The sequence below is a fragment of the Bacillus sp. AM1(2019) genome (genome assembly GCF_009906915.1).
Lineage (GTDB): Bacteria > Bacillota > Bacilli > Bacillales > Bacillaceae > Bacillus > Bacillus velezensis.
This window is the reverse complement of sequence record NZ_CP047644.1, coordinates 257,276-269,694: the sequence shown is the minus strand read 5'-3', so window position 1 is coordinate 269,694 and position 12,419 is coordinate 257,276. Positions and strand designations below refer to the sequence as shown.

Below are 12,419 nucleotides of genomic sequence, written 5' to 3'. Positions count from 1 at the left end.
CCCCCTATGAATCCCGCAGCGTTTTTCCGGTGAGCCGGAGGAAAATGCTTTCCAGATTGGCTTCCTCGAAATGAATGCCCTTAATGGTGATACCGGTTTTCCTGATATCATCCGCAATATCAAGGATATTGCGATCTGCCGCAGAGACGAGCATCGTAATGGTCTGCTGGCTGACAGCAGCCTCGGCAACACCGGGAATGCGGCGGATTTTTTTAACGGCGTCATCATTCAGCCCCTCTGCATTCACGATCAGGGTATCAGAGGCTTTGGCTGACTGCTTCAATTCGTCTTTCGTCCCGCAGGCAATGATTGAGCCGTGATCCATGATCGCCGCTTTTTCACAGAGGTATTCGACCTCTTCCATGTAATGACTCGTGTAGATGACGGTCATCCCTTTTTCTTGATTTAACGTCTTCACGGTTTCAAGAATATGGTGTCTGGATTGCGGATCAATTCCGACGGTCGGTTCATCTAAAATGAATAGTTTCGGTTCATTCATTAGCGCGGCCCCGATATTCACCCGTCTTTTCATGCCGCCTGAAAATTCAGATATCCTTTGATGTCGCTGTTCCTTTAATTCGATGATGTCCAGCACTTCATCAACCCGTTTACAAAGTTCCTTACCGGAAAGTCCGTACAGACTCCCGAAAAAAGCCAAATTATCCTTTGCGCTTAACGCTTGATATAAAGCGATTTCCTGCGGGACGACTCCCATCACTTTTTTTATGGCCGCAGGCTGCTCCTGTAATAAGGTTCCGTCAATGCAGATTGTTCCGCCCGTCGGCGGGAGCACGGTGCTGATCATCGACACCGTTGTTGATTTACCGGCGCCGTTTGGTCCCAGCAGGCCGAATATCTCGCCTTTTTCGACGCACAGTGATATATGATTGACAGCGGTAAAATCGCCGTACTTCTTTGTCAAATCCGTTAATTCGAGCATTCGTGCAGCACTCCTTGTGTCATGTCTGCATTTATTCTACTCTCGGCAATCCTTGTTTTCTATTCACTTTCGTAATCGATATGGATATTACTTTCGTCATATGTTTAGTGATAAAAAGGGAGAGAGGAGGGTGAAGCGGGGTTATAGCAATTTTTGCAAATATAAAGTAAGCTCGGTTCTGTTTGACACTTCAAGTTTATCGAGGATTCTGGATACATAGTTTTTCACAGTGCCTTCAGTCAGAAATAAGTCTGCGGCAATGCGTTTATTGCTTTTGCCTTCCATAATGTGTTTCGCCACATCAAGCTCTCTCGGCGTGAGAATCTCCGTCAGCTTTGACTGCGGCTCTTCCTGCACCGCAGGGATCTCCATATTGTTCAGCGCTTTTACGACGGAAACCGTGATTTTGGGATTCAGCATCATCTTCCCTTCATAAACGGCTTGAAGGGAGGCGATAATTTCATCTGAATCAGCATCCTTCAAGAGATAGCCGTCGGCTCCGCTTTTCAGCCCGGCAAAAATATAGTGATCATCTTCAAACGTTGTCAGAATGATGACTTTTACGGACGGATATCGCGCTTTTACCGCTTTTGTCGTTTCGATTCCGTCCATACCGGGCATTCTGATATCCATCAAAATCACATCGGTTTCGGATTGAGAAAGCATCCGGAGAACCTCTTCGCCGCAAGAAGCCTCTCCCGATATTTGAATTCCTTCGTGAAGACTCAGAATCATTTTCAGCCCCTCTCTCACAATGGACTGGTCGTCTGCGATCATGACATTCACTTGATTATTCCTCCTTGCATGGAATCCTTATTTTCACGTCAAAACCCGTTTCCTTCCCAGACGAGAAAACAGCCTCTCCGCCAAGTGCGGCTGCTCTTTTCTCAATTCCTTTCAGACCATTTGATTTTATGATCGTTCCGCAGGCTGAGCCGTTATTATGAATATGCGCCAATATCATGTTTCGGTTTTTTTGAATCCGGACAGAAACATATGAAGCATGTCCATGCTTTATCGCATTCGTAATCGTTTCCTGAACGGATTGATAAAGACAATGCTGCACATCCGGCTGTTCCGCTTCTATGGCCGCATCCATCTCCAGCTCGAAGCGTATGCCTCCCGCCTCTTGAAAATGGCTGAAAATGTCACGAAGCTCTTGCTCAAATCCCCGCCCCGGCAAAGAGCCCTGCAGCAGCATAACGGCCTGGCGAAGCTTTAAAATGGATTCTTTCGTAAGATCATGCGCCTTATGAATGATCTGCTTCACTTTGTCCGGCTGATGCCCGGCTGTCTTCCCGGCAAATTCCAAATTCATTTTCAGAGCAGCCAGATAATGACCGAGAGAATCATGCAGCTCCTGCGCAATTCTTGTTCTTTCTTTCGTAACGGCCAGTTCCTCAATCCGGTCTGAATATTCCTTCAGTGTATCATTAGCGATCTTCAGCTCTCGGTTCAGCAATTCAACCTTCGACTTCTCCTGCAGGTTTTTCCTATATAAATAAATCACCGCAAACATGATGAAGTATGGCGGCACGATATCACTGACACCCGCTCCGCCGGCGTATAAAGCTGCGGCAAATGCGGCGGCATTCATCGTTAACAAAACAGCCGAAATCTGCTTATCAGTAATAAGCACCTCCGCCAATAAAAGCACCATTACGGCCTGTGTCCCCACACTATAGACATTGTACAAAAGAACTCCCGCGATAACGCTGCTCAGGAGAAAAGAGCCTTGATATATAGCCGGTCTTCTCTTCATATACAGCGGCCGCAGGCAGTCATTAGCCGTCAGCATCATCACGAGCACAGACAAAAAAACCTTCAGCTCCCCCCGGCCGGGAGGAAGCTGAAGAATCGCATGAAAGATTGATAGTAATGCAAAACCCCTGATCAGTAACTTCGTATGTGCAATCTTCATCGTATTCTCCTTACAAATGAGCGGCGGCTTTCCGCTCCACGTTCAGCACATCATACAGCTCATCAAGCGAATGAATCTCGTATGTCGGGATGATTCCGGACTCATTTGCTTTCTTTCCGGGATTAAACCAGCACGTATCAATTCCCGCCATCTGACCGCCTTTTATGTCCGCGCTCAGTGAATCGCCGATAATAAGTCCGCCCTCGGCAGAAAAACCGGGAATTCTCGCAAACACGTAATCAAAGTATTCCTTCATCGGCTTTTGAAAACCCGTGTCCTCAGATACAAACACATCTTTAAAGAACGGATACAGACCGGAGTCGCCCAGCCGCTTATATTGTGATCTTGAGACGCCGTTCGTCACGATGTATAAATCAAATAAAGGACTCAGCCGTTCAATCAGCTCATAAGCTCCGTCTATCATCTGGTGCCCTTCTTCTAAGTATTGGCGGTACGCCTGATTCAACAGCACGCCGTCGGCTTCGAGGCCGTATTCTTTAAACAAAAGGGCAAACCGTGTATTCACCACTTCATCGCGTGTCATTTCCCCCTCTTCAAACGCTTTCCACAGCCCCTGATTTAACGCTTTATAACGGGCTTCCACCTCTGCCGTCAGCTCCAGCTTTGAACCTTGAAACAATTTTTGAAGAGCATCGGTTTCTGAAGCGGTAAAATCCAGCAGCGTATTGTCTATATCAAATAATAACGTACGGTAATGACTCATCGATGTTTCCCCCGGTTCTGCTTTTTTTAACCAGTATACCACTCGCGGACAAGCCGAAAAAGACACCCCTGTAAGAGAGGTGTCTTTTTGAATTATACAGCGTCTTCTATTTTCGATTTTTCACCAGGCACGCGCTTGCCGATACCGAACGCATAATAGCTGACCGTCACAATCGCCAGGAAAATCACCCCGACAACCAAAGAAATCCGCGTATCTTTGTTAAACCACATGCCGATCAATACCATGAGTAAGAAAGCGATCGTCAAATAGTTTGTAAACGGCGCAAAAGGCATTTTAAACGGATGCTTATCAAGCTCAGCGCCCTTCGCTCTTCTGAAACCGAGATGGCTGATTAAAATGACGAACCACGGAATCATTCCCGGCAGCACACTCGCGCTGTACACATAGACAAAAACTTTCGGAGGCGCGATGTAGTTCAGCACGACACCGATCACAAGTCCGATTAATACCGCAAGCGTACCGAATATCGGCACACCGCTCGAAGAAACTTTCTTAAAGAATTTCGGGGCCTGTCCGTTCACGCCCAATGTATAAAGCATGCGTCCCGCACTGAATATCCCGCTGTTGCATCCGGACATCGCAGCGGTAATCACAACAAAGTTAATCAAACCGGCCGCCGCCGTAATCCCGACTTTCGCAAATGTCGAAACAAACGGACTGCCGAGTGAGTGAAGCTCATTCCACGGATATACGGTAACGATGACGAAAATCGCACCGATGTAGAAAATTAAAATCCGCCAAATAATACTCTGAATCGCGCTTCGCAGCGTTTTTTGCGGGTCCTTCGCTTCTCCTGCCGTAATCCCGATCAGCTCGACCCCTTGATAGGCCGCAACGACCAAAGACAAAGCAAAGAAAAATCCTGAAAAACCATTTGTAAAGAAACCGCCGTGCGACCATAAATTAGATAATCCGATCGCATGCCCTCCGTTACCGAAACCGAAGAAAATAATCCCGATTCCGGCCACAATCATCAGAATAATGGTGACGATTTTGATCATGGCAAACCAAAATTCAAACTCACCGAAAGATTTTACCGAAATTAAATTCGCCGCACCGAGAATGGCCATGGCGATAATGCCGGGAATCCATGCCGGCAGATCAGGAAACCAATATTTCATATACGAACCGACGGCGATAATTTCAGACATCCCGACGATCACCCATTGAAACCAGTTGCTCCACGCCGTCATATAGCCGGCTAACGGATGTATATACTTATGGCCGAATGTCGCAAACGACCCTGTACTCGGCTCTACATAGAGCATTTCGCCCATCGCACGCATGATAAAAAAGATAAAGATACCTGAGATCGCATAAGCCAGCAGGACAGACGGCCCGGTCCATCCGATCGTGCTGGATGACCCCATGAATAAACCGACACCGATCGTGCCGCCCAGCGCAATCATCTGTATATGACGCGCGCCTAAGCCTCTCTTTAATTCTTTGTTTGCCACTTCGCTTCCTCCTCTTAACAGCTCTGATATATGTGAAATAATGAAGCAGAAGGTGCACCTGTTGAACCTAACTCACTCTTCATTTCCCGCAATATTAGAAATATTCTAGCTTTCTATTGTTATATAATCTCCAATTTCCTTATTCCATCATAATAAATTTTCGTGGAAAATACAATTGTTTTTTTCAGGTAAACACCTTGCACCCTAAACCAACAGACTAAAAATAAAGCGCTTTCATTTTTATTGAATTATGAATATTGAGATAATAAATGCCGCAGCCTCCGAGAAACAGGATGTCCCTGGAGAAACATGTTCCGCCCCCTATTCAATATTATTTTTGCTAAGCAGAATGGCGTAAAGTCTTACTCTCTTCCATTCTCCCTTGTATACGCCATAATCCTGCTTAACCCGGCAAAAATCATGCATTAATCGATAAATGCCTCATTCAGCCGCAGCAAAAGCCGGCCGAACATTTCTTTTTCATCGCCTGACCAATCGTCAAGCATATGTCGGTATCGACCAAGACGCATCTTTTTATCAGCTTTTAACCTCTGTTTGCCAAGCTTCGTAATCGCAAACAGACTGACCCGCCCGTCAGAAGGATCGGAAAAACGCTGGATCAGCTCTTTCGACTCCAAGGCCGCGGCCTGGCGAGACAATGTGGAAATATCCAGCTTAAAAGATTCGGCTAATTCCTTTACACGCGCCGGTCCGAATTCATCCAGCTGCCGTAATAACAAATACGCAGCCCTTTCCAGATGTCCGATTTTACGGTCGGAGTTATCAAGATAAACAGCTCTCCTGATAAAAGTGGTGAGCTCATATTCAATTAATTCAATCGGATCTAGTTTTGACAACAGCCTCACTCCTTACAATTGACAACAGCAATATTAGTTGTATAATACAAACATATGCACATTTACTCAGAAAACATATAGAAAGATTTTGTATACATATATTTGTATAGTACAAATATATGCGCAAAAAGTAAAGAAACATATCGAAGCATCAAGAAAGGGGGAAGCTGCTCTTCTCCAAAGAACAGCATTGTCGTGAAAGTCATACGCATCATCTTGCAAATCATTATTTTATTCGCATTTTCCTTTATCGGGGGAGCCGTTCAGCAGTTCTTTCACCTGCCCATTCCCGGAAGTATCATCGGTTTGATCCTGCTGATCATGTGTTTATCGGTTAAGATTATTCCCGTCAAAATGATTGAAGACGGAGCCGGATTTTTGCTGTCTTTTCTTCCGCTGTTATTCATTCCGGCCATGACGGGCGTCATCAATTACCCGTCACTGTTTTCCGCCAGCGGGGCTGCTCTGTTTCTGATCATCGTGCTGAGCACCATCGTCACAATGATCGCCGCAGGGTACGCCAGCCAGCTGTTAGAGCACAAAGCCAATCAGAGAAAGGAGAAAAAGAAGTGCAGCAAGCATGTATCGCAATCCTTATAATTTTGTTCACGGCCGCCGCCTATCTGGCTATGGTGAAATTATATGTGCGCTTTCCATATCCCTTTCTCATACCGGTTTTGACGACTACGATTTTCATTATCGCCGTGCTGCTTGTTTTTCATATTTCGTATAAAGACTATATGATCGGCGGACAATGGATCAATTCACTGCTCGGCCCCGCCGTGGTGGCTTTGGCATACCCGCTTTATAAGCAGCGCCGGGTGTTAATCAAGTATATGTTTCCGATCATCGGCGGCGTGTTGGCCGGTTTATTCTCCGGAATGGTCAGCGGCTTGCTATTTGCAGAGCTGTTCGGCATCAGCCGGAGTTTGATTTTGTCAATTATCCCAAAATCAATTACGACGCCTGTCGCCATACAGATTGCGTCCGGTATCGGCGGTGTCCCTTCCATGACAGTCGTGTTCGTCATGATCGCAGGGTTTTCCGGCGTTATCTTAGGACCGCTGCTTCTCAAGTGGATCCGCATCCGCAGCTCACTCGGGAAAGGAATTGCATTCGGGAGCGCTTCCCATGCGCTCGGCACCTCAAAAGCAATGGAGTACGGAGAATTAACGGTCTCCATGAGTTCTGTTTCCATGACGCTCTGCGCCGTGTTAGGGTCGGTCTTCGGCCCCATCGTAGCATGGATGTTTCAAATTTAAAGCTGACGGTTCTCCGTCAGCTTTTTTCATGTGCGGATCATCTCATTTCCTTCCATTATTATGTTTCATTTGTAAGAATAATGGTAAAGTAGAAAACAAGGAGGGATTTAATGATGACTGGAGCAATTCCGCAAAAGAAACTGCTGGATGGGACAAGCATTCCCGCGATCGGCTTCGGTACATACGCTCTTAATGGAAACAATGGCGTTCATGCCATTACCAGCGCCATTGATATCGGCTACCGTCTGATTGACACCGCTTATAACTATGAAAATGAAGGGACGGTCGGAGAAGCCATCCGCAGAAGCTCTGTTCCGAGAGAACAGCTATACGTGACGTCCAAGCTGCCCGGACGCTACCATGACTATGACAAAGCTGTACAAACCATCCAAGAATCTTTATACCGCGCCGGTCTGGACTACTATGACCTGTATCTCGTCCATTGGCCGAATCCGAAACAAGACCGCTACACGGAAGCATGGCAGGCACTGATTGATGCGAAAAAATGGGGCCTGATCCGATCCATCGGCGTCTGCAATTTCCTGCCTGAGCATATCGAACGGCTCGAACGTGAAACCGGCGTAAAGCCAGGCATCAACCAAATTGAACTGCATCCCGCTTTTAATCAGCAGCAGCAGCGCCAATGGCACGAAGAACAGGGCATCGTGACAGAATCATGGAGTCCGTTATCCCGCGCCGGTGAAGTATTGAACGATCAAAAACTCGGACAGATTGCGGACAAATACGGCAAAACCATTTCTCAAGTCATTTTACGCTGGCATATCCAGCTGGGCGCCATCCCGATTCCAAAATCAGCATCGCCCGAGCGCCAGCTTGAAAACATCTCCGTTTTTGATTTCTCTCTTGATGAAAACGACATGAACATCATCGACTCGCTTACCCGCCCCGACGGACGCATAAACGGCCAAGACCCGGCGGAGTATGAGGAGTTTTAAGAAAAGACATAAAGAAAAGCTGACGGCATCATTTGTCAGCTTTTTTCTCAATTTATATACGCACACCCAGCTCCCGTTTCCATTCAGAAAGCCAACCTGTATCTCCAGATCCGTATTGCCTGCTTTGGCCGACATCACGCAGAGATCCGTTTTTATACTCAATGGACAGCACCAAATCAGGAATGGCATCATAACCCGTTCTCGCAAGCTTCGTGAGCGCCTGTCCGTAATGGGCGGCCGCTTCTGCCGCCGTATGTTTCAACAAAGGATCGAGCTGCAGCGCTTCCTTATAGACGTCTAAAAGGTCACGGCCGTCTTCTGTGACGTACTTTCCGTCCACGATCTGCAAGTCTTTCAGATGATAGCCGGTCACCTCATACATTTCCCGAATGACTTGATATTTCTCATATGCTTCCGGCGTAAACTGCGAGGAGTCATCACTCCGGCTGCGAATGATGTGCGCAAACAGCTCTTTGCTGTTTTCCCCGGAGTTTAAGACGGCTTCAATCTGCTGAGTGAGCTCTTTATCGTCAGTCCCGCTCACTTTTAACAGATAATCAATCGGTGATATCGTAAATGTAAGATTCGCACCCTCCGGCATCTGAATATGATTCCGATGAAAAAGCATATCTATCTGCTGATTCACCTGCGCCCGCTGAAACACCCTTTCATTTTCGACTTGAATCTCTCCGTTGAGCGTTTCACCCCGAAACGCCGCATCACGGAAATCATAGCTCTGGGCTTTCCCCTTAAACAGCCATTCCGTTTCGTTATGATAAGCGGCCTGACGCTCTGATTCTGATAAATCACTCCTGAAATAAGGTGAATCGGCACGCTGGTATTTGTCCTTAATATAACGCAAAGGATCTGATTTTCGTTTATTGATTTCATTGATACGGCTGTATTTCTCATCAAGAATCCTGCTCGCAATATCACTCTCAGACTCATACGGATTATCAGCGTCTATTACCGTCTCATTCCCATTATCCGTAATCGTTTTCTGATTTGCAGATTGATATAAACGGGACAGGCTGCTCCCTTTCTCAGTGACACCGCTCCTTGAATAATTCATCTGGCTCAGATCGCGGGTCCCGCTTGCCTGAATCAATAAGCTGTCCGGCCCTTTTGCCGCATCTTTCCCATTTGTTTTGGAAGAATACCGCTGAAGCACTTGCTGAGCCATTATTTGATTTTTTATATAACGAGCGTTTAGGCGCATGTTTTTAACCTCCGCTTGAGATGATGTTCTAGTGTTTGTATCGGCTGTTTTCCAGTTGATTTTAACCTAAAATAACAAATGTTTACATCATGAGGGTTTTTATGTATGATGTAGTCAAAAAGGGGGATTTTTCCATGAAAAAGTATGTATCTATGCTATTTGTCAGTGCAATCGTATTATCAGGCGTATTGATTGCACCTTCAGCCTCAGCCTCTGCGTCTCAAAAGAACTCATCACAAATAAGCGCTATTACAGGAAATCACTCATTTGAAACTGCCAATCCAGTAGGCTACTGGAAATATAAAAATATTGATACAGCCGTATTGCCGGAAGGGGAAAAAGAATCGTACTTCACTTTCACGGCAAATAAGGGAGAAAGACTCTATGTCAGGAGCTCAACAAGAAGTGAATACAAGGGAATGAGCATTGAAATTTATAATAAAAACAAAGTGCTGATCAGTAAAGGCACAGAAGTGATAAACCCTGATACGCCGCTTCCTTTTATCTATGCCATTACAGATGCGAAAGAAAACAACGAGACGTTCTACGTGAAAGTGTCCCGCGGCTCATACACTGACGATATATACTTTACACTCTCCATTTACGATCGAATCAAAACCGGAAGCGAGACCTTCTCATTCAGCGGCACGGCTGAAAATAAAGGAAATACAAGCCTCAGTTCGAATGGATCAGATTCAACTGTTCTCAGGCTCGACTTAACCAAACAAACAAGCATTCCAAAAGACGCCATAGTGAAAAGAATCAGTACCGCCGCGACTCAAACACCAAGCCAAGGAAACACAAGACACTGCATAATGTCTGAAGAAAATAAAGTGTGGCACCGCGCACTCGCAAACAGCTCCACTCAAGGAAATTACGATATCACACTGGATGATAACCTCTCAGTCTCAAGCATCTGGAATTTTAAATACAACACACTCGCAACAGCAAAATCGACTATGAAAAATGTAAAATTGAAGATTGATTATGAGTACGATGTGACAACGCAGTTTTAATTAGAAGAACAGCCGCCCATTATGCGGGCGGCTGTCTGCTTGAAGTTTAAGTGAATTTATGAGCCCGTTCCTTGCCTTATCCTGTTGTAAATTCTTTTTTATGATAGATAGCCGCAGCAATGAAAAATGAAATGATATATAAGATAACGCCGATCATGAGATATATAATCGGAACATATAAAGAAGGATTTATGTGCAAAAATGACAGCGGTACTTGTTCTGCTGCATACCCAACGACACTTTGCAATCCAAAGGTAGCAAAAAGTCCCCCCATTGCACCTCCAATCACGATAGCATCGGATTTTTCCGGGCCTATCATGTAGAGAAGAGGATAAACGATTGCACCGGCAAAGAGAACGATGAACGTTCCAAAAGAGACAATATTCAATATGCCGTCAATTGGTTCATCAGAACCCAGGCTGTATACAAGGAAAATACCATAAGATATTACAGCTCCGATCACAACAATCAAAAGATAAAAGACATAGTGACTTTGAACAATATTTGTTCTGCTGACCGGTAAAGTCAGGACATACCTGTCATAGCCAGACTTGCTCTCATACTTTATAACCTCAAGTGCGGGCATGACGACAAACAAAATAATCAGCATAGCAACAAAACGATGCATTGAAGCATCCCCAAAATAAAAAATGACTGCTGATACCAATATGGCCAACCCCGTGTATGCAAAGAAACTCCGATAAACCAAGTAATAGTTAGTCAGTAACAGACCTCTCAATGTTTTCACTCCTCGTTAAAAAGACGCTGATTTCTTCTATGGAAATGGTGTTGGCCGTTACGCCATTCGGCAATTTCTGTTGATCCGATACAAGCACACTCCAATAAGATCCATGATTCCTTTTTGCTAGAACGATATCTTCGTCAAGCTCAGCCAATTGGCCTTCATCAACGTCTATAACAGTATAGCTTTCAAGAACCTTGTCTTTCTCTTCATTTAATAAAATTTCGCCATCTTTCATCATAATGATATGGCTGGCTATCTTCTCGACATCAGTCATAATGTGCGATGAAAGTAAAATACCGCCGTTGCTTTTACTCACAAAGCTTTTTAATTCATTTAACAGAGCATCTCTTGAAGAGGGATCAAGCCCTCCCGTTGCTTCATCCAGGAGTAATAATTTTGCATTATGCGACAAAGCAACAGCTACTGATAACTTCATTGACATGCCGCGCGAGAATGTATTCACTTTTTTGTCCATAGGTAAAGAGAAAGAATGAACCAACCGATAAAAATTGTCTTGGTCCCAAGCACCGAATAGTTTTTTAAATACATGATTCAGCTGTTTTATCGTAAGATGCGCGGGCAGATTCATCGCATCAAATACGACCCCTATATCTTCTTTGAACTTTATATGTTTATCCAGATTCTCTTTACCAAAGATTTTCACTTTACCTCTATCCTGAGAGATTAACCCTAATATCGTTTTAAATGTTGTTGACTTGCCTGCGCCGTTATCACCGATAAAACCGACAATGGATCCGGCAGGCACATTGAATGTAACATCCTTTAAAACAACTTTATGACCAAAAGATTTGCTGATGTTTCTGATTTCTAAAAGGTTTGACATCATTCCACTCCTATCATTGTTGTCAGGACTTTTTTAAGAATTGAACCGGATTATTCAAAAAATGTTGTTATTTTCATATCTAGTCGAGGTATTCATAATGGATCAGGAGTCGGCAAATACAACAGGGATTTTAAGGTCTTTTTTAATCATAATTTGGATGTGTAATCGATTGATCACGGTTATATAATGGAATATTCATGATGAAAATTGCTGGAGGTGATTACTTTCCGATGAGGCATGCACAAAAACGATTTACCAATGATTACATTTATGGATATTAACTGGAATGCATCTCGTATTATAAGGCAGGTGTTAATCCTTTTCAATATATAAAAGGGGATTTCTTTACAAATATAAAAATCTTCCGGTCAATCGAAAAGGTGTGCACTTCTAACTTTCATAAAAAACCCCTCTGGTTTATCTCAGAGGGGCTAATTTTCCCACTTAAAATAAATTT

The 12,419-nt window shown here is 44.6% G+C and carries 13 protein-coding genes; 4 read left to right on the top strand and 9 right to left on the bottom strand.

Annotated features, from left to right (window positions below):
• Window positions 1–4: 4 nt before the first annotated feature.
• From GNE05_RS01575 to GNE05_RS01550, 6 genes are all read right to left on the bottom strand, one after another.
• Window positions 5–940, bottom strand: coding sequence for an ABC transporter ATP-binding protein (locus tag GNE05_RS01575; RefSeq protein WP_160182343.1), 936 nt, complete (start codon window positions 938–940; stop codon window positions 5–7).
• 141 nt (window positions 941–1,081) lie between these two features.
• Window positions 1,082–1,726, bottom strand: coding sequence for a response regulator (locus GNE05_RS01570; protein ID WP_022552514.1), 645 nt, complete (start codon window positions 1,724–1,726; stop codon window positions 1,082–1,084).
• A 4-nt stretch (window positions 1,727–1,730) separates the two neighbouring features.
• Window positions 1,731–2,861, bottom strand: coding sequence for a sensor histidine kinase (locus tag GNE05_RS01565; RefSeq protein WP_160182342.1), 1,131 nt, complete (start codon window positions 2,859–2,861; stop codon window positions 1,731–1,733).
• Window positions 2,862–2,871: 10 nt separating this feature from the next.
• Entirely contained in the window at window positions 2,872–3,585 is a 714-nt protein-coding gene (locus tag GNE05_RS01560; RefSeq protein WP_021495325.1) for a YjjG family noncanonical pyrimidine nucleotidase, read from the bottom strand.
• A gap of 92 nt (window positions 3,586–3,677) precedes the next feature.
• The gene (locus GNE05_RS01555; RefSeq protein ID WP_014416788.1) at window positions 3,678–5,063 is read right to left on the bottom strand and encodes an amino acid permease; all 1,386 of its coding nucleotides are present in this window, start codon (window positions 5,061–5,063) and stop codon (window positions 3,678–3,680) included.
• Window positions 5,064–5,488: 425 nt separating this feature from the next.
• On the bottom strand, window positions 5,489–5,920 hold the full coding sequence (locus GNE05_RS01550; protein WP_160182341.1) for a MarR family winged helix-turn-helix transcriptional regulator: 432 nt from the start codon (window positions 5,918–5,920) through the stop codon (window positions 5,489–5,491).
• Between the two features lie 195 nt (window positions 5,921–6,115).
• Here GNE05_RS01550 and GNE05_RS01545 point away from each other — a divergent pair, with 195 nt between their 5' ends.
• From GNE05_RS01545 to GNE05_RS01535, 3 genes are all read left to right on the top strand, one after another.
• Entirely contained in the window at window positions 6,116–6,520 is a 405-nt protein-coding gene (locus GNE05_RS01545) for a CidA/LrgA family holin-like protein (RefSeq protein ID WP_038461162.1), read from the top strand.
• Window positions 6,490–7,182: an LrgB family protein gene (locus GNE05_RS01540; protein WP_160182340.1), complete on the top strand. Its 693-nt coding sequence runs from the start codon at window positions 6,490–6,492 to the stop codon at window positions 7,180–7,182. The genes GNE05_RS01545 and GNE05_RS01540 overlap by 31 nt, the downstream gene beginning before the upstream one ends.
• A 110-nt stretch (window positions 7,183–7,292) precedes the next feature.
• Window positions 7,293–8,138, top strand: a complete 846-nt coding sequence (locus GNE05_RS01535) for an aldo/keto reductase (protein ID WP_014416784.1) — start codon at window positions 7,293–7,295, stop codon at window positions 8,136–8,138.
• 52 nt (window positions 8,139–8,190) lie between these two features.
• On the opposite strand, the gene GNE05_RS01530 is transcribed toward GNE05_RS01535, so the two are convergent.
• Window positions 8,191–9,357 (bottom strand): DUF4885 family protein, encoded by a 1,167-nt coding sequence (locus tag GNE05_RS01530; protein WP_053285461.1) that lies wholly within the window; start codon window positions 9,355–9,357, stop codon window positions 8,191–8,193.
• Window positions 9,358–9,491: 134 nt separating this feature from the next.
• Here GNE05_RS01530 and GNE05_RS01525 point away from each other — a divergent pair, with 134 nt between their 5' ends.
• Entirely contained in the window at window positions 9,492–10,373 is an 882-nt protein-coding gene (locus GNE05_RS01525; RefSeq protein ID WP_104679039.1) for a hypothetical protein, read from the top strand.
• A 76-nt stretch (window positions 10,374–10,449) separates the two neighbouring features.
• Here GNE05_RS01525 and GNE05_RS01520 read toward each other — a convergent pair whose 3' ends face one another.
• Both GNE05_RS01520 and GNE05_RS01515 read right to left on the bottom strand, forming a co-directional pair.
• Window positions 10,450–11,112 (bottom strand): ABC-2 transporter permease, encoded by a 663-nt coding sequence (locus GNE05_RS01520; RefSeq protein ID WP_014416781.1) that lies wholly within the window; start codon window positions 11,110–11,112, stop codon window positions 10,450–10,452.
• Window positions 11,090–11,962 carry an ABC transporter ATP-binding protein gene (locus GNE05_RS01515; RefSeq protein WP_021495330.1) on the bottom strand — a complete coding sequence of 291 codons (873 nt, stop codon included), beginning with the start codon at window positions 11,960–11,962 and terminating at the stop codon, window positions 11,090–11,092. Before GNE05_RS01515 ends, GNE05_RS01520 begins: the two co-directional genes overlap by 23 nt.
• Window positions 11,963–12,419: the final 457 nt, after the last annotated feature.